19 protein-coding genes are annotated in these 19,283 nt (G+C 47.4%); 17 read left to right on the top strand and 2 right to left on the bottom strand.

Annotated elements, in window-relative coordinates:
- The first annotated feature begins 21 nt into the window (after positions 1 to 21).
- From AC6I8U_RS21740 to AC6I8U_RS21705, 8 genes are all read left to right on the top strand, one after another.
- Positions 22 to 420 (top strand): hypothetical protein, encoded by a 399-nt coding sequence (locus AC6I8U_RS21740; protein WP_498018501.1) that lies wholly within the window; start codon positions 22 to 24, stop codon positions 418 to 420.
- 78 nt (positions 421 to 498) lie between these two features.
- Positions 499 to 1,890 carry a TolC family protein gene (locus tag AC6I8U_RS21735; protein ID WP_498019623.1) on the top strand — a complete coding sequence of 464 codons (1,392 nt, stop codon included), beginning with the start codon at positions 499 to 501 and terminating at the stop codon, positions 1,888 to 1,890.
- An 18-nt stretch (positions 1,891 to 1,908) separates the two neighbouring features.
- On the top strand, positions 1,909 to 3,627 hold the full coding sequence (locus AC6I8U_RS21730; protein ID WP_498018500.1) for an efflux RND transporter periplasmic adaptor subunit: 1,719 nt from the start codon (positions 1,909 to 1,911) through the stop codon (positions 3,625 to 3,627).
- Positions 3,624 to 6,746 (top strand): efflux RND transporter permease subunit, encoded by a 3,123-nt coding sequence (locus tag AC6I8U_RS21725; RefSeq protein WP_498018499.1) that lies wholly within the window; start codon positions 3,624 to 3,626, stop codon positions 6,744 to 6,746. Before AC6I8U_RS21730 ends, AC6I8U_RS21725 begins: the two co-directional genes overlap by 4 nt.
- 57 nt (positions 6,747 to 6,803) lie before the next feature.
- On the top strand, positions 6,804 to 7,370 hold the full coding sequence (copI, locus tag AC6I8U_RS21720) for a copper-resistant cuproprotein CopI (protein WP_498018498.1): 567 nt from the start codon (positions 6,804 to 6,806) through the stop codon (positions 7,368 to 7,370).
- Between the two features lie 172 nt (positions 7,371 to 7,542).
- A complete protein-coding gene (locus AC6I8U_RS21715) occupies positions 7,543 to 8,205 on the top strand; it encodes a cupin domain-containing protein (protein WP_498018497.1) in 663 nt (220 codons plus the stop codon).
- Between the two features lie 118 nt (positions 8,206 to 8,323).
- A complete protein-coding gene (locus AC6I8U_RS21710) occupies positions 8,324 to 9,022 on the top strand; it encodes an aspartate/glutamate racemase family protein (RefSeq protein ID WP_498018496.1) in 699 nt (232 codons plus the stop codon).
- A gap of 211 nt (positions 9,023 to 9,233) precedes the next feature.
- Complete coding sequence (locus tag AC6I8U_RS21705; RefSeq protein ID WP_042469641.1) at positions 9,234 to 9,482, top strand: hypothetical protein; 249 nt, start codon at positions 9,234 to 9,236, stop codon at positions 9,480 to 9,482.
- A 62-nt stretch (positions 9,483 to 9,544) separates the two neighbouring features.
- Here AC6I8U_RS21705 and AC6I8U_RS21700 read toward each other — a convergent pair whose 3' ends face one another.
- Positions 9,545 to 11,239: a phospho-sugar mutase gene (locus AC6I8U_RS21700; protein WP_498018495.1), complete on the bottom strand. Its 1,695-nt coding sequence runs from the start codon at positions 11,237 to 11,239 to the stop codon at positions 9,545 to 9,547.
- Positions 11,240 to 11,514: 275 nt separating this feature from the next.
- Here AC6I8U_RS21700 and AC6I8U_RS21695 point away from each other — a divergent pair, with 275 nt between their 5' ends.
- From AC6I8U_RS21695 to AC6I8U_RS21675, 5 genes are all read left to right on the top strand, one after another.
- Positions 11,515 to 12,714: an MFS transporter gene (locus AC6I8U_RS21695; protein ID WP_498018494.1), complete on the top strand. Its 1,200-nt coding sequence runs from the start codon at positions 11,515 to 11,517 to the stop codon at positions 12,712 to 12,714.
- On the top strand, positions 12,689 to 13,654 hold the full coding sequence (gene yidZ / locus AC6I8U_RS21690; protein WP_498018493.1) for an HTH-type transcriptional regulator YidZ: 966 nt from the start codon (positions 12,689 to 12,691) through the stop codon (positions 13,652 to 13,654). Before AC6I8U_RS21695 ends, yidZ begins: the two co-directional genes overlap by 26 nt.
- Before the next feature lie 2 nt (positions 13,655 to 13,656).
- Positions 13,657 to 14,100 (top strand): GNAT family N-acetyltransferase, encoded by a 444-nt coding sequence (locus AC6I8U_RS21685; protein WP_498019622.1) that lies wholly within the window; start codon positions 13,657 to 13,659, stop codon positions 14,098 to 14,100.
- A 92-nt stretch (positions 14,101 to 14,192) separates the two neighbouring features.
- Entirely contained in the window at positions 14,193 to 14,579 is a 387-nt protein-coding gene (locus AC6I8U_RS21680) for a VOC family protein (RefSeq protein WP_498018492.1), read from the top strand.
- A 60-nt stretch (positions 14,580 to 14,639) separates the two neighbouring features.
- Positions 14,640 to 15,035 carry a helix-turn-helix domain-containing protein gene (locus AC6I8U_RS21675; RefSeq protein ID WP_498019621.1) on the top strand — a complete coding sequence of 132 codons (396 nt, stop codon included), beginning with the start codon at positions 14,640 to 14,642 and terminating at the stop codon, positions 15,033 to 15,035.
- 67 nt (positions 15,036 to 15,102) lie between these two features.
- On the opposite strand, the gene AC6I8U_RS21670 is transcribed toward AC6I8U_RS21675, so the two are convergent.
- Positions 15,103 to 16,113, bottom strand: coding sequence for a manganese-dependent inorganic pyrophosphatase (locus tag AC6I8U_RS21670; protein ID WP_498018491.1), 1,011 nt, complete (start codon positions 16,111 to 16,113; stop codon positions 15,103 to 15,105).
- Between the two features lie 315 nt (positions 16,114 to 16,428).
- Between AC6I8U_RS21670 and AC6I8U_RS21665 the strand changes: the two genes are divergently transcribed.
- The 4 genes from AC6I8U_RS21665 (at position 16,429) to AC6I8U_RS21650 (ending at position 19,194) form a co-directional block, all read left to right on the top strand.
- A complete protein-coding gene (locus tag AC6I8U_RS21665; protein WP_498018490.1) occupies positions 16,429 to 17,544 on the top strand; it encodes a phosphatase PAP2 family protein in 1,116 nt (371 codons plus the stop codon).
- A 114-nt stretch (positions 17,545 to 17,658) separates the two neighbouring features.
- On the top strand, positions 17,659 to 18,099 hold the full coding sequence (locus AC6I8U_RS21660) for a hypothetical protein (RefSeq protein WP_498018489.1): 441 nt from the start codon (positions 17,659 to 17,661) through the stop codon (positions 18,097 to 18,099).
- Positions 18,096 to 18,707, top strand: a complete 612-nt coding sequence (locus tag AC6I8U_RS21655) for an SCO family protein (protein WP_498018488.1) — start codon at positions 18,096 to 18,098, stop codon at positions 18,705 to 18,707. The genes AC6I8U_RS21660 and AC6I8U_RS21655 overlap by 4 nt, the downstream gene beginning before the upstream one ends.
- A 25-nt stretch (positions 18,708 to 18,732) precedes the next feature.
- Entirely contained in the window at positions 18,733 to 19,194 is a 462-nt protein-coding gene (locus AC6I8U_RS21650) for a copper chaperone PCu(A)C (RefSeq protein WP_498018487.1), read from the top strand.
- Positions 19,195 to 19,283: the final 89 nt, after the last annotated feature.

The following is a 19,283-nucleotide window of genomic DNA, read 5'->3' as shown; positions in this document are numbered from 1 at the left end:
ATTCTGCTAGAAAGGTTTGTTATGCGCACCATCATTGCCAACAAAACATGGATCACATTGCTAAGTTTGACAGCACTCGTTATTGCAACGTTTGTTTCAAGCTATCCGGCAATGGGCATGAGCAATGGTGACATAGACCCTTTGTCTCCTTGTGGCATGACTCACCAGCCCTCATCGGCTCATCACATGCACCACGGAGAATCCGCGCAAACAGACTTGTCGAATCAACAGCAATGCCCAGATTCAGAGCCAGATTCCTCATTAAACTGTTGTACAACCTTATGCGGAATGACCCTTGGCTTCACTTGGTCTTTCATCACGCCAGGAGAAAGCCTCTCGCGTTTCTCTAAACGTGCTGTTGATCCCTTTGAACATCCAGTACAACGCATCGAGCATCTCGAGCGCCCACCCTCGGTTTAATCATTTCACAACGTAATTACGCCCAGCATTTGTTGGGGAATGTTTGTCGTGCCTGTTTTTCAGGCTCGTAGTTTGGAAATGATCGTGAAAACAACAATCCATTCGGTTGCACTGGCTGTAAGTGCGATCTTATTTGTTGTCCCTGCTACTCATGCTGTGAGTAGCGCTGGGACTAAACAGCACGCGAGTGAACAGAGCGTTTCTGATGCTTTGTCGCTTGAAACCCTAATAAACATGGCGATTGCTAATGATGCAAATCGTACGCAGTACCACGCTCAGTCTCAGGCGATGCGTGACACAGGCATCGCCAGTTCAACACTCAAAGACCCGACAATTAAGGTCGGTGTGGGCGGTTTACCTACCGATAGTTTTCGGTTTGATGAAGATCCTATGACCAATATTTCTGTGGGTCTAATGCAGCAATTTGGGCGCGGCTCAACACTCGATCTGCAAAACAAGAAGGCCCAACAACAAGCCGATGGCATTGGTTTTCAAGTTGAAGTACGCGAGCTAGACATTGCCAATAGCATCACTCAATTGTGGCTAGAGTTAGGCTTCCAACAACAATCTGAGCGAGTGCTGCTTGAAAATCGAACCTTGATGGTCGAAATGGAGCGATTCATTCAAACCAACTACGCCATTGGCAACAGTGAGTCTCAAGATCTGATTCGTACGCAACTTCAAGTCGGTAAGCTGGATGAAAAGCTGCATGCGAACCGCCAGATGCAAAACCGCATTGTATCGCAGCTCTCAGAATGGCTAGGCGCAGAATGGTTAGCCAACCAACCAAGCTTAACTGCTGACGTTTCAGCAGACTGGCAGCGCCTTGAGCAGCAACTTGGCAATCAGCAGCGAGCAAATTACTTTCAACTGTTGAATCAGCACCCCATGGCACGCATTGCAGATGTGCAAATCGCAGCGAGCGAGACTCAGGTATCCATCGCAGAAGAAGCGTACAAGCCGCAATTCGGGGTTGAGGCCATGTACGCCCATCGCCAGGCTCCCAATATGCGCGGCGCACCTGCCCCCGATCTATTAAGTGCCTACGTCACTATGGACATCCCTTTATTCACGGGTAATCGACAAGATAAAAACCATTCTGCGGCGGAGTATCAAGTCGTTGCTTCCAAATCCAGTAAAGATGCCCTACTGAGCCAGATGAATGCCAAAGTAAACGCTCTTTTGATGGATAAACAAAACCTTAGTGAACGTTTTGAACGTTATCAACAAAGCTTGCTTCCCCAGGCTAAAGCTCGGACTCAGGCAGTAGAAAGAGGCTATGAAAACAATACCGCTCAGTTTAGCGATGTCATCACCGCGGCAAGCGATGAGCTTGCTATCGAGATTGAAGCGCTACGTCTTGAGACTGACCTCAACATTGTTAACAGCAACTTAGCCTATTTTCTCGGTGGTTTTAATTACCACGCCGAAGCGCCTGTGCTTTCAAAGCCAACAACGGAACAACAATAATTCAAAGGGAAACAACTAATGAAAACACTAAATGTCGCTCTGTTGGCACTCGCCGTTGGTGCAGGTCTTGGATATGTCGGGAACCAATACCTTTCGAGTCATTCAATGAGCTCTATGGGAAATGGTGATTCAGCGGGTTCTGCTGCAGACAGCAACGAGCCACTCTACTGGGTCGCGCCAATGGATCCAAATTACAAACGAGACCAGCCTGGCAAGTCACCCATGGGCATGGACTTGATTCCCGTTTATGCCAATGACCTAAATGGCGGTAACGACAAGCCAGGTACAGTGAAAATCGATCCATCAGTCGAGAACAACCTTGGGGTCAAAACGGAGTCTGTTAAACAGGAAAAGCTCTCACCGCGTATTGAAACCGTCGGATACATCGCGTTTGACGAGAGCCGCCTTTGGCAAACCAATGTACGCGTCTCTGGCTGGGTAGAAAAACTCTACATCAACTCTGTAGGTGAGCGAGTGAGCAAAGGTGACGTATTATTCAAACTCTACTCTCCTGAACTGGTAAAAGCGCAAGAAGAGCTACTCAATGCCTACCGCACGAAACGCAACTCGCTTATCAAGGGAGCAACGGAGCGTCTAATCACTCTAGGCGTCGATAAGCAGCAAATCCGCCAGATAGTGAAACAGGGTAAAGCATCACAAACCGTTGATGTCAAAGCCTTTGGCAATGGTGTTGTCGCAACGCTTAATGTCCGTGAAGGTGGCTATCTGTCACCAGCTCAATCAGTCATCAGTGCTGGTCCTATCGACGAGGTTTGGGTCGATGCCGAAGTCTTTGAAAGACAAGCTGAATGGATCAAAACAGGCAGCGAAGCGGTAATGACGCTTGACGCAATCCCGGGCAAAGAGTGGCACGGCGCTGTCGATTATGTCTATCCGATCCTAGACCCTGCGACTCGAACACTGAGAGTTAGGCTCAAGTTTACCAACCCAGACTTTCAGCTCAAACCAAACATGTTCGCCAACATTGCTCTGGAACCCAAGACGGAAGAAGCCGTATTGACCATTCCGCGTTCAGCGGTCATCCGTTCAGGTGGCATGACACGTGTTGTGCTCTCTGAGGGGGAAGGCAAATACCGCTCCGCGCGCATTGATGTCGGTCGTGAAGCAAGTGACCGAATTGAAGTGATTCAAGGGCTTAGTCTTGACGACGTTGTGGTGACATCAGCACAGTTTATGCTCGACTCAGAATCGAGCCAAAGTGCTGACCTATCAAGGATAAATGGAGTTGAACCACCAGCGGAGTCTGTTTGGGCGAGCGGGGAGATCACCAAGGTGATGTCGGGACACTCTATGCTAACCATCAACCATCAGCCCGTTCCAGAATGGAGCTGGCCTGGTATGGTCATGGACTTCACTATCGACGCTTCCGTGGACATGTCCACACTAGCATCGGGTCAACAGATTGACTTCGAGATGGAAAAAACGCCGCAAGGACAATATGTCGTCACCGAGATAAAACAAGCTGAAAACGCCATGCCAAGTGAAGTATGGGTGGATGGCGAAATAACGATGCTCATGGCCGACTTTGGCATGATCACAATCCAGCACAGCGCCGTTCCTGATTGGCAGTGGGAGCAAGGTGAGATGAACTTCTCTACCGACGGCAGCATCGATTTAAGCAGTTTTTCTGAAGGTGATAGCGCCCGCTTCTTGATAATAAAACAAGGCAGTGATTATGTTCTTTCGGAGCTCAAGCATGGGGAGGTTCAACCATGATTGGTGCCATCATCCGTTGGTCTATCAACAACCGATTCTTAGTGTTGGTCGCGACGTGTTTCCTAACGCTTGCTGGTCTTTACAGCGTCAAGAACACGCCTGTAGACGCCATACCTGACCTCTCTGACGTACAGGTCATCATCAAAACCAGTTATCCAGGGCAAGCACCTCAAGTGGTCGAAGATCAGGTAACCTACCCGTTGACGACGGCCATGCTTGCCGTACCCGGTGCAGAAACCGTTCGCGGCTATTCGTTTTTTGGTGATTCCTACGTTTACATCATCTTCAACGATGATACTGACATGTATTGGGCTCGCTCACGTGTGCTTGAGTACTTGAGTCAGGTCGCGCCTAAGTTACCCTCTCAAGCCAAACCGACCCTTGGTCCCGATGCGACGGGTGTTGGTTGGATCTACAGCTATGTCCTACAAGACAAAACCGGTCAGCATGACCTTGCAGAGCTGCGCAGCATTCAAGACTGGTTCCTCAAATATGAGCTACAAACCGTCGAAGGGGTTTCTGAGGTAGCGACGGTCGGTGGCATGGTCAAACAATACCAAGTGCAGATCGATCCAGCCAAGCTTCGTGCCTACGACTTAACGCTCCAGCAAGTCAACCAAGCCATCAAAAACGGCAACCAAGAAACAGGTGCATCGGTCATTGAAGTTGCCGAAGCTGAGCACATGGTGCGAACTACCGGATATCTGACAAGCATCGATGATATCAAGGCACTGCCACTAAAAGTGACTGGCAAAGGCACACCTCTACTACTGGGTGACATTGCTGATATTAACCTCGGACCTCAGATGCGCCGCGGCATCTCTGAGTTTAATGGGGAAGGCGAAGCGGTGGGTGGCGTTATCGTCATGCGCTTTGGAGAGAACGCCAGCGAGGTAATCGACAACGTCAAAACTAAGTTGGACGAGTTACAACGAGGTCTGCCTGAAGGCGTCGAGATTGTTCCAACTTATGACCGCTCAACCCTGATCAATGATGCCGTCGACAACCTTTGGAAGAAACTGGCAGAAGAGTTCATCGTTGTCGCGATGGTGTGTGCGCTGTTCCTGTTTCACATTCGCTCCTCAATCGTTATCGCTATCAGTTTGCCTGTGGGCATATTGGCAGCGTTCATCGTCATGCATTGGCAAGGTATCAACGCCAACATCATGTCCCTTGGTGGCATTGCGATTGCCATCGGCGCGATGGTGGATGGAGCTATCGTTATGATCGAGAACGTACATAAGCACATAGAGAAAACACCACTCACCGACAAAAACCGCTGGCAAGTCATCGGCAAAGCGGCAGAAGAGGTGGGGGCACCGTTATTTTTCTCATTGCTCATCATCACGCTCAGCTTTGTCCCAGTTTTTGCCCTTCAAGGGCAAGAGGGCAAGATGTTCTCACCATTAGCGTTCACTAAGACCTACGCCATGGCTGCAGCCGCGGGTTTGGCTATTACTTTAGTGCCCGTGCTCATGGGCTATTTCATCCGTGGCAAGGTATTACCTGAACATAAAAACCCAGTGAACAAAGCGCTTATTGGTCTATACAGACCAATGCTGAGCTTAAGTCTGCGTTATCCAAAGAGCATGATCATCATCGCACTCGGATTAATGGCATCAGCCTACTACCCTACCTCAAAATTGGGCAGTGAATTTATACCGCCATTGGATGAAGGCGATCTCATGTACATGCCAACGACCTACCCTGGTATCTCGATTGGTAAGGCGCGTGAACTGCTTCAGCAAACCAATAAGCTGATTAAAACGGTACCTGAAGTGAAAAGCGTCTGGGGCAAAATTGGACGCGCAGAAACCGCTACCGATCCTGCACCACTGACCATGATAGAGACCACCATTCAGCTCAAACCTCGAAGTGAGTGGCGTGAAGGGGTGACGACGGAGTCATTGCGAAAAGAGTTTGATGACTTGGTTCAATTCCCTGGACTCACCAACGCCTGGGTAATGCCAATAAAAACTCGAATCGACATGCTCGCAACGGGTATCAAGACACCGATTGGTATTAAGATTGCCGGGCCGGACTTAAGCGTCATTGAGCAAATAGGTTCGGACCTTGAACCTATCCTAAATGACATTCAAGGCACGGTTTCAGTCTACGCCGAGCGCGTTGCTGGCGGTCGCTACGTGACCATCGACATCAAACGCCTCGCTGCTGCTCGTTACGGCTTGAACGTCAGCGACGTACAGCAGGTCATCTCAACAGCTGTTGGCGGTATGAACGTTGGAGAAACCGTCGAGGGGCTTGAGCGCTACCCTATAAATGTTCGCTATCCACAAGATTATCGAGATTCTGTAGTCAAGCTACAAAACCTGCCCCTAGTAACTCCAAACGGCGCAAGAATCGCGCTCGCAGATGTCGCCGATATTCGCTATGAAGACGGCCCCCCCATGATCAAGACCGAAAATGCACGTCCAAATGGTTGGGTGTTTGTGGATATTGCTAATCGTGATTTGGGCTCTTACGTTGAAGAAGCTAAACAAGTGGTTGCTGAGAGGCTTTCACTACCGGCTGGTTACTCATTGGCTTGGTCTGGTCAATATGAATATATGGAGCGAGCCAAGCAGCGCCTTGGCGTGGTCATTCCGATTACCCTCGCCATCATCATGTTACTGCTTTACCTGAGCTTCCGCCGTGTTGGTGAGGTGATGATCATTATGGGCACCTTACCACTGGCGATGGTTGGAGGGCTGTGGCTAATGCACTACCTCGGCTATAACTTCTCTATTGCCGTTGGGGTTGGCTTTATCGCGCTGGCGGGTGTCGCCGTCGAGATCGGGGTAATCATGCTGGTTTATCTCAACCAAGCCTGGCACGCAAAAAAACTCAGCGCCGAGCAAGAAAACACTCAATTGACACCAAAGATGCTAACCGACGCCATTCGCGAGGGCGCAGGTCTGCGCGTTCGCCCCGTAATGATGACTGTTCTGACCGTCATCATCGGCCTTATTCCCATTATGTACGGCTCAGGTACTGGTTCAGAAGTTATGCAGCGTATCGCCGCACCAATGATTGGGGGAATGGCTTCTGCACTGTTACTGACTCTGCTGGTGTTACCTGCAATCTACAAACTTTGGAAATCAAAAGAAACTCAACACTAACGAACAAGCTCCCTCCAGAAAACGCTGGAGGGACATCAACACAACAAGGAAAGACACATGAAAAAGACACTTATTGCATTCACTATGACGCTATTAGCGACTCAGGTTTGGGCTGATGGCATGGATCACTCAAAGATGGATCATGGCAACATGGACCACGACCAAATGGACCATAGCACGATGGATCATGGTTCGATGGATCATAGCAAAATGGATCACAGTATGATGGACATGGAAGGAATGTCAGCTGTGGGCATGCCAGCACCAGGAGCAAAACCTGACAAGGTTGTACACGTCATTCTTAAAGATGATATGACGATTTCATTCAAGCGTGATGTGGAGATCAAGCCAAACGATGTGGTTCAGTTCGTAGTGATGAATACTGGTAAAGACGACCATGAATTTGTCATTGGCTCACCTGCGGAGCAAGTAGCCCATCGTAAGATGATGGAGAACCCAACCGGAGACCATGACCACCACAATATGGGTAATGTGGTCTATCTAAAACCAGGTAAAGCAGGTCAAATCAACTGGCACTTCCATGGGGAAACCGAGATAGAATTCGCCTGTAATATCCCAGGGCATGCTGAAGATGGGATGACAAAAACCATCACTATCAAGTAATTCGCAAGACTAGACCAGAGGCTCTGATTTTCACCAATCAGAGCCTCTTTCTATTTCCGCTTTGTCGGTGCAAAAATTCCGTGATCGATTTTCACAACGCATTTCGTATCATTCCGTTATGATTACTACTCATAGATCACTTTTTCCAAGCACCACTTTAAGAGAGTTAAGTATGGATACACTCATTAACGCCGACTTTGATAAACGCGTCGTCATTCGCCCAGAAGATTACCAATGGGTCGACTCTCCTATGCCAGGTGTTGAGCGGATGAGACTCGATCGAGTCGGCGATGAGGTAGCGAGAGCAACCTCGTTAGTTCGCTATCAACCGAATAGTGAATTCTCACCTCACACTCATGGAGGAGGAGAAGAGTTCTTTGTACTTGAAGGCGTCTTTTCCGATGAACATGGTGACTACCCTGCAGGAACTTATGTGCGCAACCCAATCGGTACTGCACACACTCCGAAAATAGGACCAGAAGGCGCGACAATCTTCGTCAAGCTTCAACAATTTAAAGCTGAAGACCAATTGCAATTTAGTATAGATACCCATAGCCAACCTTGGTATCAAGGACTTGTCGAAGGATTAACGGTAATGCCTCTACATGAGTTTGAAGCAGAGCACGTAGCACTCGTGAAGTGGGCACCGAATACTCAGTTCAATGCTCATCAACATTGGGGCGGTGAAGAAATCCTCGTACTCGAAGGCACCTTTTATGACGAACATGGCGTCTACCCCAAAGGCACTTGGATCCGCAGCCCTCATGGAAGCAAACATACGCCATACACAAAAGAAGACGGCGCGTTGATTTATGTAAAGACGGGTCACCTCTGATCCGAATAGGTTGCGCTCGAATACACATAAATTCATGCCAGTAGAGGAAAAAGAGACTACCCAACAGGCTTCGATGGCGCTTTAATAGAGTCATCAAATCAACAACAGGAAGTATGGTATGAAAACAATTGGCTTGTTGGGAGGCATGAGCTGGGAGTCTACTCTCAGCTACTACAAATCCATTAACGAAGGCGTAAAACAAACGATGGGTGGACTGCACTCAGCAAAAATCTGTTTGTATAGCGTTAACTTCGATGAAATAGAAAAACTACAACACCAAGGACGCTGGGATGAAACGGCCACTATCTTGGGCGAAGCGGCGGCATCGGTAGAAAGTGGTGGCGCAGATTTCCTGCTTATCTGTACTAATACCATGCACAAAGTTGCTCCCGACATTGAAAAGCACATCACTATTCCAATCTTGCACATTGCCGATGCGACAGCAGAAGCGCTAAAAAACGATGGCATCAAAAAGGTGGGGCTTCTCGGCACACGTTTCACCATGGAACAGCCTTTCTATAAAGGCAGATTAATTGAACAGCATGGTATCGATGTTGTTGTCCCAAACGAGGCGGACCGCACCTTAGTTCACGACATCATCTATCAAGAGTTGTGCCGAGGCGAGATCAAAGACCAATCAAGACAAGTCTATCTAGAGATCATTGCTAGGCTTAAGCAACAAGGGGCTGAAGCGGTAATCTTGGGCTGTACCGAGATTGCATTACTGGTGCAACAGCAACACACCGATGTCGCGCTATTCGATACCACTGCGATTCATGCTGATGCGGCAGTCAGCATGGCGTTAAAGCAAGACTGAACAACATATCGATTCTCGTGCTAGCTATCTGGCGCGAGTATAGTTCACTGATTTACATAACATTTCTATTTATCCCTCCTCCCCTTTACGTGCTATCCGCCACATTACGCCATCATATAACTTGAGTTTCATATATCATCACCACAAGATAGGTCCAAACCCCAACAGTGCTATTTCGTTTAAGTACAGCACATAGAACAAAGGAACTGGAATGTCCGACTCTGAAACGGCTTTACACTGCGGTAACTGTAACCAGAAAACCCAGCACCAGCGACTGACACCCGCCGAGATTGAAGCTCAAAAACAGCAAAAAAACAGCGCTAAATCCCAATGGCTTAATCTGATCGTTGGCGTATTCCTAGGAACTCATAAATCTGAAACCCACATCAGTTACTTCAAATGTAAGGTATGTGGTGCTGAGTATGACGATAGAGAGAACTTGCCTCATGGATGGGGTTAGCGTTCAGATCTCAATAAAAAAGGGTTACCTCGTAAGGTAACCCCAATCGAAAAGCCTCACTCTTACAAGCTCTTCTGATGAGCCTCTATCAAAGCACTCATTTTTACATCCGCAGCTTGGCTAGCCTGCTCGTAATCCATATCTTCTGGGAAGTCATTGATCACTTCGTAGTAGCATTTGAGCTTGGGCTCAGTGCCTGAAGGGCGAACAATGACCCGAGACTTATCCTCCAATAAATAAATCAATACGTCACTGACTGGAAGGTCAATCCGCTCTGAAGAACCATCCGCAAACTGACGTTGAGATAGCTTAAGGTCCTCGATGATTTCTACACGCTGACCTGCAATTTGGGTTGGTGGATTACCACGAAGCTTATCGCCAATTGACGGTACTTTAGGGTCGAGCGCGATACTACGCTGGGCATTGCAGTAGAAACCATGTTGGCGATACAAAGCCTCTAGCTTGTCCCAAATGGTTTTGCCCTGTGCCTTAAGCTTACTCGTTAGTTGCGAGAAAGCCACCAGTGCAGACAGCCCATCTTTATCCCAGACTTTGTTGCCAACGGTGTAACCTAACGCTTCCTCGTAGGCAAACAAGAATGGATGCGAATCTGTCTCTTGCTTCATCGCGACGTTGGTTAACCATTTAAACCCTGTCAATGTTTGGTAATAACGTGCGCCATACGCCTTGGCAATACTGCTTAGTAGGCGTGAAGAAACTATGGTATTCCCCACCAAAGAACCAGGCTGCCCTTCAAGAAGATAATCACCGAACAAAGCGCCGACCTGATCGCCTGTTAGCATTTGATATTCACCATCAGGGCGCTTTACCGCGACGGCAAAACGATCCGCATCGGGGTCGTTCGCGCAGGCTATATCAGCGTCAACCGCTCGACCTAACGCCATCACTTTATCCATCGCACCGGCTTCCTCTGGGTTAGGGAAGTTTACAGTCGGAAACGTGCCATCGGGTTCTCGCTGCTCAGCAACACTCGCAACTTTGTTAAATCCAGCATCGGCTAACAAGGTTTCCGCCATCTCAGCCCCTACCCCGTGCATTGCGGTGTAGGCAATCGAGATGTCAGTATTGCTATCAGGTTTGAGCAAGTGATTGTTATTCATAACCTTACGATAATTCTCATAATACTCATCATTTAACCAGACAAGCAGCCCCTGCTGCTCAGCGTCTTTGAGAGGCTTCAAGTTGAGTGGCTTAGTGGTTGCTTCATCAATTTTGGCTGCGATCCCTGAATCGTGAGGCGGTATGATCTGAGCGCCATTTTCCCAATAGACCTTAAAACCATTGTACTCAGGTGGATTGTGACTCGCGGTCACTACTACAGCGGCAGCAGCACTTAATTCTCTAACCCCAAACGCGACAATTGGGGTTGCTGCTACCTTATGAGTTAAGTAAACCTTGATACCCTGAGCGGTTAATACTGATGCAGCGTCATGAGCGAACTGCTTTGAGTCGAGGCGGCCGTCATAGCCAATAACGACGCCGCGCGATTTAGCTTCCTCGATCTGTTCTACAAGATAGTCGCCAAGACCCGTCGCCGTCTCTTGAATTACCAATCGGTTCATTCGGTTTGGTCCAGCACCGACTTTTCCGCGCAAACCGGCTGTACCGAATTCCAAACGTGAGCCAAAACGATCCGCTAACTCCTGTGTACTGTTAGCATCAATAAGCTGCTTAAGTTCCTCGCGAGTTGCGGCATCAGGGTCCCGAGCGAGCCATTGAGAGTATTGTCCTGTCATAGTTACCCTTCCTTTATCGTGGCATCTTCATCGTTCTGCCATCATTCTTAATTTTTCTTTCGTCACCCCTCAAGTGTAAATGAAAATAACTCTCATTTTATAGAAGGCAACCGATAAAATGCAGTTTGCTTTATAAAGAGCATAGTCAAGGAGACTTCAAGTCACTCACGACAAAGGCAGTATGTCGAAAACGGACATTACCGTTGTCGCATTGCTCACTCGTGTAACCGAGTACCACTCACTAAAATCTGGTTACCGTTTACAGTGAGGTTTTCATGTTTAAGTTTCTTATTTGCAGCTTCGCGCTGGTTCTGCTCTACCCAACCGCCATCGATCTTTACCTAGTTGGGCTACCACAAATCGCCGCAGACCTCAGTGCAACAGAGTCTCAACTTCATATCGCCTTTTCCATCTATTTAGCGGGGATGGCAACGACTATGCTACTAGCAGGAAAACTGTCTGACTCATTGGGAAGAAAGCCAATGGCGATAGCAGGAGCCGCCATATTTGTCGGAGCCTCGCTGATGGGAGGCGCTGCCGAGCAAGTGAGCACTTTCCTCGCCGCAAGGTTTGCTCAAGGTATCGGTGCTGGCTCTTGCTATGTTGTCGCATTCGCCATACTGCGCGACACATTGGATGACAAGCGTCGAGCCAAGGTTTTGTCGATGATTAATGGCATCACCTGTATCGTTCCCGTCATAGCGCCCGTAGTGGGTCACCTAATTATGCTGAAGTTTCCTTGGCAGAGCTTGTTTACCACAATGGCAGGCATGGGGGTTTTGGTGTGTCTACTTTCACTGTTGCTACTTAAGGAAACTAAGCCAACGGGAGAAATATCCAAGTCCACAAGCGGGAGCAGCTCTCAATCTCACCATGAACGCTTTTTGAGTCGATTTTTCGTTAGCCGCGTCATCATCGCGTCATTAAGCTGTACCGTCATCCTCACTTACGTCAACGTATCGCCAATGTTGATGATGGGAACACTTGAGTTGGATCGTGGGGGATATTCTACGGTAATGGCAATGACTGCGTTGGTTAGTATGATTACATCATTTTCGGCGCCACTCGCTTTGACTTTTTTTCGTGAGCGCACGCTTATCATCACATCACAAAGCCTATTTGCTATAGCGGCAGCAACGCTTTTTCTAGTCAGCACTTACGATGTGAATGCGGTTGGTTATTTCATTAGCTTTGGACTGATCTGCGCCGCGTTTTCGATTGGATTTGGCGTGACCATGAGCCAAGCACTGAGTCCCTACTCAAGGCGCGCAGGAGTAGCAAGTTCCATACTCGGTGTGAGTCAAGTCTGTACCTCTGCGTTTTATATTTGGTTATTGGGCATATTAGGCGTCAGTGCACTATATGTTCTGATTGCTATATTGGCGCTAACTAGCATAGTTTGCTTAGCTCTAATATCATGGACACCAAAATCGACATCATCGCCTCAGTATGAAGAAAGCCACAACTCGACTTGACCTTAATTTGCTCACCACGCTGCAACTGTTACTACAGGAACGCAGCGTGTCTAAAGCCGCAAAAAAGCTAAATGTCACACCATCCACTGTGAGCAAGTCATTAGGCAAGCTGCGAGATTGGTTCGACGACCCGCTGTTCATTAAAACCCCGAATGGACTGGTTCCAACACCCGTAGTGCAAAGCATGGAACAAGAGCTTGGCGACTGGTTTCAGATGGGCGGACAAATTCTAGAAAAGCGCAGTGAGGACTCCACCAAAGGGTTGAGCTTTAACTTAATGGTAGAATCCCCGCTTCTGCTCACCATGCTGAACGAGTTGCTGCCTCTAATACAAGAGCGCTACCCTGATGCAAAAGTAAAAACCAGCAACTGGGACTATGACTCACTAGAAGCCATCATTCGTGGTGACGCCGATATTGGATTTACAGGGCGAGAAAGTCATCCACGTTCGAAGGAGTCGGTAGACCTACTCCCCTACTTCATCGACTTTGAAGCGCTGTTTTCTGAACTGCCTCAAGTCTATCTACGTCGTGACCATCCAGCTTTTCAGCAAGAATGGGATCTAGAGAGTTTTCTCTCCTACCCGCACATCAATACGGTATGGGAAAAAAGTGAGAAATGGGCACTGGATGAAGTACTCACTGAGCTAGGTAGAGAGCGTAATGTCTCTCTAACTATGGCAAGCTTCGAGCAGTCTCTGTACATGGCTGCCCAGCCGAATCACGATATGGTAACAACGGCGCCTAAATACTGTGAGCACTATGTTTCTCGTCTTCACCCAGAGTTAACGTCATTGCCTATCCCGGTGAGTGAAGAGCACCAAGAGAAATTACTTATTCCATTTACGATGATCTGGCATAAACGCAATGCCCACAACGCCAAAATCCGTTGGCTAAAAGAGACTATAAGATCGCTCTATCGCGACAGAGAACAACAATGAAAATGAAATTTGATTTTTATGTCGGCACCATCGACGACACCCTAACTGTCGACGACTCTATACCTGAGTTTGTGCAAAAAACACCAAAAGAAAAACTCATCGAGCGCTTGAAAGACAAAAAGCACCTAGTGTTAATCGCTGCCCACAGCAACAAGCCTGTCGCTTACAAGATTGGCTATGAACTGTCTGAAGCTGAGTTCTATAGTTGGCTTGGCGGTGTTTCTATCGATTACCGTAAACTGGGTATCGCAACCGAATTAAGGGAGCAGCAAGAAGCATGGGCGCTTGAACAGGGCTACCAAGCGATCAGTGTTAAATCTATGAACCGCTTCCCTGCTATGCTCCAACTGCTACTTTCGTCTGGTTATAAGATTTCCGGTTACGAAGACAATGGAAGTGTTGATAACAGTAAGATTCATTTTTTGAAACAGCTAAATAGCAAGTAACCTCGGGGACAACATCGAGCAATCTGGAACAAGTTTTTTCAAGCTACCCTGACTATGCTTTGCTTATTCCAGATAACAAGGGCAACTATCAAATGAAAATCTGCATCACCAGCGTTCCTGTACAAGACCAAGACAAGGCACTTGCCTTTTACACCGATGTACTAGGCTTTATCAAGAAGACAGAAGTTCCTCTCGGCGAGCATAAATGGTTAACCGTGGTTTCACCACAAGAGCAATCTGGGGTGGAACTGCTACTCGAGCCGATGGCATTCGAACCGGCGAAACAGTACCAAACATCACTAAAAGAGGCCGGGATCCCTTGGACTTCATTTTCCGTTGATGACATTAACGAGGAATATGAACGACTACTCGCTCTTGGAGTCGAGTTCTCGGTCACCCCGCGCGAAGTGGGCAATGTGATCATCGCAGTGCTTGATGACACCTGTGGCAACTACATTCAGATCATGCAGATGCTTTAGCTCATCTCTCGAAACAGGCGAGGCGAAAGCCTCGTCTACCAACATTCTGGCGACAACATGATGCCTGGTAAAAAGAAAACGTATTATGAACTAGAGATCGAGCGCATCTATAAAGAGCATTCACTGCCTGCTAGAAAGACCACGCTCATCAGACAATCAAAAGCCTTCATGGAAGCCCACCATGCCGAGAGTATCGATCTAGATGATCTCGCCAAAGCCGCATTTATGTCGCGCTTCCACTACATCCGAGTCTTCAAACAGCTCTACGGTGTGACGCCTCGTAGCTACCTAAGAGATATGCGTATCTCTAAGGCAAAACTATATCTAAAACAAGGCCATACTATAACTGACGTGTGCTTGGCGGTAGGCTACGAAAGCGTGGCAACCTTTTCTAATACGTTCAAAAAGTGCACAGGTATGTCTCCGAGAGAGTATCAAGAGCGAAATCGAGAATAATCCGACAAATACAGATATTGTTTTGCTAACAAGGGATACTCGCGTATCCCTTACCGTTTTGCCGAAGCTACATTTGCTCAATAGAGTTTTGGATTGCAGGTCCAATCTGACGCTTACGAGATGTGACACCGTCAAGAGTCAGCATGTCGCCCGTCACTGGTGTATCAAATGCTTGACTCAAGATCTGCTTCTCTACATCATCTCCCCAGATGATATTGGCACGCTTGTTCTTTGTATCTGTGATGGAGAAGAACAAGTGATCAAGGTTCTGTGCTTTCTTGTACTCAGCCATCGCCGCCAGTAACTCGTCTTTGCGATCAATCAGCTGTTGCGCAGTTAAGGTTTCAGCAACGCCGATACCTACTTTTTTACCACCGTATTCGAAGTTCTTGTAATCCATTGTCAGGATTGAAGCGGCTGGAAGATGGCTGAGATCCGACTTGGCCACTAGCATCTGCTGACCAAAGTCTTCAATATCTTCAACGCCAGCGATCTTCGCTAGCTTTTGAGCAAAGTGATGGTCGTAATCTGTGGTCGTTGCCGACTGAAATACCACGGTATCTGACAAAATAGCACCAAGACCCGCGCAGGCTACTGACTTAGGAAGTGAAACCCCTAGTTGTTCAGCATTCGCTGCAAGGATAGTCGCAGTTGAGCCCCAAGCACGAACATCCATTGAAACAAGCTGTGAAGTATTAATCGGCGCTCCACCGATAGCATGATGGTCGATGACGGCAACAATCGACTCGGTGTTGATGCTTGGTGCTAGCTGTGTGCGTTGATTGAAATCGACCAGACCTACTTGATAGTTGGAGTAATCAGCAACAATCTCTGGCTTCTCAGCATTACAATAGTTCAGAACAAAAGTGCTTTCTGGATTGATGTTTTCTGCAACCGTTGCCTTGCCTCCATAGATATGAGCCGCCATCATAGCGGCAGAAACTGTGTCTGTATCTGGGCTCATGTGACCAACCCAAACTAAGTTGTCCGTTTCATTATTCGATGGGTCATAGAGATCAAGTGCCGCATGTGCCGATGTAGCAGCCAGCAGAGACAGAGCGATTACTGAGAGTTTCATATTTTGTCCTGAGGTGAATTAAAAGTCAGGCAATACTAGGAACACTAGATGTCGAATTTGTGACAGTTTTAGTTCAACAAGATGTCGACATGTAACAACTAGTTACCTATTTGTTTCACTACAGCTTCGCACTATAAGAAATCGTTTGGCTCCTCCAATTATAATGTCGAGACAAACAGCTGGCTCTATCTTGTTGATTTATTTGCACCGTTCTAGGCATTATGCAACCATATCAAATGACAAGGAACATAATGCTGGATGAATATCGCTCGGCTCCTTGAGGTATGACTTTATCTGCATTTTAGAGACTTTCTTATGGCGCGCTCTTCATCACACTATCTTTTCAATTCCAACCACCGAGTAAGCCGCGAACTCAATGACATTGCTAACGACATTAGAAGTGATGCTAAGCTCTATTTGCTAATCGCAGCTGTCACGTTGTGCACCTTTGTCTTCTCTTCACTGTATGGTTACACGGGAAAACTGTCGTTTTTCTCTTACATGCGAGCTCTCAACGTTTTAGTACCAATATCACTGACACTTGCTGGTAGCGGCTACTTCTTTGTTCTACTGCTTCGCCGAGAAAAAAGCCCTATTCAATGCTACGTGAACAAAATCAAACTGCTCTACCAATATCGGGCGAGAGTTATCTCCAGTTTTGTCTTACTTACCGCGATTAGCATATTTATGTCAGCCTTTTCCTCATTCAAAGGGCTGATTCCCATTATTCATCCGTTCCAGTATGACTTGCTCTTCCATCAACTCGATGTGTGGCTGTTTGCTGGAAACGAGCCATGGACTGTTGTCCACACGCTCCTTGATTCTCCGTACATCACCTTCGCACTTAATTTCTGCTACAACCTCTGGTTTTTCTTGATGTGGGGGATGGTTTGCTACTTTTTGCTATCCTCGAAATCGCCGCTAAGAACGCGTTTTTTCTTAAGCTGGCTACTATCATGGACCTTACTCGGCATGATACTAGCGATGTGCTTGTCTTCGGCAGGACCGGTCTTCTTGTCTAAATTGGGATATGACAATCATGGCTATGGTCTTCTTTTGCAACTGCTTCAGCAGCAAGATGCCTGGCTAACTGAACACAATAGTTGGGGACTATTTGCGCTCGAAACCCAACAAGACTTGTGGCTGGTGTATTCTGAAGGCAAAGATATGTTAGGCAGTGGCATTTCCGCAATGCCAAGTATGCATGTCTCCATGGCTGTGCTCATGGCATTAACGATGAACGCCATCAACCGCACGTTAGGTATTGTGTTTTGGTTGTACGCCCTAGTGATTTTTATCGGTTCGATTTCTCTGGGTTGGCATTATGCTTTGGATGGAATTGTGAGTGCGCCATTAACTTGGTTGATTTGGTGGTTTGCAGGAAAGATCTCTCATTCAAATACACAACCTAAACGTCTTGCCAATGCTTAACTCCGGCGCAGCAGCCTAACAGCAATGTGTAAGTCGTTTAACAGACAGCAAAAATTAGGACTACCGCACAGATGCCGCAACGGAATATGTTAGGATGCGGTTACGATTCTTTCTATGGTTAACATTACGTTGAACAATAAAATCAAAATCTTGCTGGTTGCCGCTGCGCTAGGAGCAGGATTCTATTTACCGAATCTGTTAAATCACGCGCCAAACGCCGATGTCGACCTGAGCAGCTATTGCATGCTCTCTTCAGAAGTGTGCGAGCAACAAGGTGTAAAACTTAAGCTCGATGCTCAGCGGGTCACGCCATTGACGCCCATTAAAGTCGATGTATTTTGGCCTAACTCTGAAGCCGAGACATTGTCTATCTCACTGCAAGGCAAAGAAATGGACATGGGCATCGCAAAGTATCAGTTAGAGATGATAAAGCCTGACGTTTATCAAGGTGAAATCATTTTACCCGTTTGCGCTGAAGAACGTATGACATGGTATGGCACCGTTTCTGACGGTAGCACTGACATCAAAGCAGCACTGAGGATGAGCGCTCGATGAATAAAAAATGGATAGCACTACTGATTGTCGCTTTTGGTCTTGGTGTGGGGAGTAAGGTGTATCTCGACAACCAACAGCAAAAAGAGAAACAGGCACTAGAGTTAGCGCAACTTGAAAAAGTGTCTGAATCCATTTTGTATGGCGAGAATGGCGACCCCGTCGAGATTTTTGACCAAACGGACCCACGTACGCGCATCGTGTATTTTGGGTTTACCCGCTGCCCTGACGTGTGCCCAACGTCACTTGCCATGTTGGCAGGCGCACTGAATCAGATCGATGATGAAACCAAATCAACATTAAGACCAATGTTTGTCTCTCTCGATCCCGAGCGCGATGCCGCTGAAGCCTCAGCGGAATATGCACACTATTTTCATCCCATGATTGAGGGGCTATCAGCACCTCTTGAGGTCACAAAACCTTTAGCTCACAAGTATGGCGTGATCTTTAGAAAAACGGAGCTCGAAGATTCCCAGCTTGGTTACACGCTCGATCATAGCTCATATTTCTATTTTTTAAGCCCTGACGGTACGCTTATTGAAAAAGTGCCGCACACCATGACTCCTGCTCCAATTATTGAAGCGATAAAACGCGTCAATAAACAAGGATAAAACTCATATAACAATGGAATAAACCATGAAGCTCAATACAATCCTTCTAACTGCTCTTGCCCTTGCCCCTCTTTCAGCCGCCAAGGCGGCGATTGATGTCAATGACGCGTATGCTCGCGCAACACCACCGAATGCGACGACCAGTGCCGTCTTCGGTACCATCGAGAACACAGGCAACGAGGTGCGTACTATTGTCAGCGCCACCTCTCAAGCCTCTTCCGTCGTTGAACTTCACGATGTCATTAAAGACGGTGACGTGATGAAAATGCGTCAAATAAAGTCGATTGAGATACCAGCGAATGGTAAAACCATGCTAAAGCCGGGTAGCTTGCACATCATGCTGCTAGACGTAAACCAGCCAATGAAAGAAGGCGAGACCATTAACGTTGAGCTGAGCTTTGCGAATGGCGAAGTAAAGGTATTGACCGTACCAGTCAAAAAGGTGATGTCTGGAATGAAGCATAATCACGACCACATGCATCACTAAGCCACAAGAATCGTAATTTACCGCGGTGCTGTACAAATAGCGCCGCGGTGCTATTATTGCCACGTCTTATACTAATATTTTTTGGAGGA

The organism is Vibrio sp. KUL80 (genome assembly GCF_059725495.1).
This window is presented reverse-complemented; position numbering and strand designations above follow the sequence as displayed.

Coding starts and splice junctions, on each gene's coding strand:
- AC6I8U_RS21740 (WP_498018501.1), top strand. CDS start 22: ATGCGCACCATCATTGCCAACAAAACATGGATCACATTGCTAAGTTTG.
- AC6I8U_RS21735 (WP_498019623.1), top strand. CDS start 499: ATGATCGTGAAAACAACAATCCATTCGGTTGCACTGGCTGTAAGTGCG.
- AC6I8U_RS21730 (WP_498018500.1), top strand. CDS start 1,909: ATGAAAACACTAAATGTCGCTCTGTTGGCACTCGCCGTTGGTGCAGGT.
- AC6I8U_RS21725 (WP_498018499.1), top strand. CDS start 3,624: ATGATTGGTGCCATCATCCGTTGGTCTATCAACAACCGATTCTTAGTG.
- copI (WP_498018498.1), top strand. CDS start 6,804: ATGAAAAAGACACTTATTGCATTCACTATGACGCTATTAGCGACTCAG.
- AC6I8U_RS21715 (WP_498018497.1), top strand. CDS start 7,543: ATGGATACACTCATTAACGCCGACTTTGATAAACGCGTCGTCATTCGC.
- AC6I8U_RS21710 (WP_498018496.1), top strand. CDS start 8,324: ATGAAAACAATTGGCTTGTTGGGAGGCATGAGCTGGGAGTCTACTCTC.
- AC6I8U_RS21705 (WP_042469641.1), top strand. CDS start 9,234: ATGTCCGACTCTGAAACGGCTTTACACTGCGGTAACTGTAACCAGAAA.
- AC6I8U_RS21700 (WP_498018495.1), bottom strand. CDS start 11,239: ATGACAGGACAATACTCTCAATGGCTCGCTCGGGACCCTGATGCCGCA.
- AC6I8U_RS21695 (WP_498018494.1), top strand. CDS start 11,515: ATGTTTAAGTTTCTTATTTGCAGCTTCGCGCTGGTTCTGCTCTACCCA.
- yidZ (WP_498018493.1), top strand. CDS start 12,689: ATGAAGAAAGCCACAACTCGACTTGACCTTAATTTGCTCACCACGCTG.
- AC6I8U_RS21685 (WP_498019622.1), top strand. CDS start 13,657: ATGAAATTTGATTTTTATGTCGGCACCATCGACGACACCCTAACTGTC.
- AC6I8U_RS21680 (WP_498018492.1), top strand. CDS start 14,193: ATGAAAATCTGCATCACCAGCGTTCCTGTACAAGACCAAGACAAGGCA.
- AC6I8U_RS21675 (WP_498019621.1), top strand. CDS start 14,640: ATGCCTGGTAAAAAGAAAACGTATTATGAACTAGAGATCGAGCGCATC.
- AC6I8U_RS21670 (WP_498018491.1), bottom strand. CDS start 16,113: ATGAAACTCTCAGTAATCGCTCTGTCTCTGCTGGCTGCTACATCGGCA.
- AC6I8U_RS21665 (WP_498018490.1), top strand. CDS start 16,429: ATGGCGCGCTCTTCATCACACTATCTTTTCAATTCCAACCACCGAGTA.
- AC6I8U_RS21660 (WP_498018489.1), top strand. CDS start 17,659: ATGGTTAACATTACGTTGAACAATAAAATCAAAATCTTGCTGGTTGCC.
- AC6I8U_RS21655 (WP_498018488.1), top strand. CDS start 18,096: ATGAATAAAAAATGGATAGCACTACTGATTGTCGCTTTTGGTCTTGGT.
- AC6I8U_RS21650 (WP_498018487.1), top strand. CDS start 18,733: ATGAAGCTCAATACAATCCTTCTAACTGCTCTTGCCCTTGCCCCTCTT.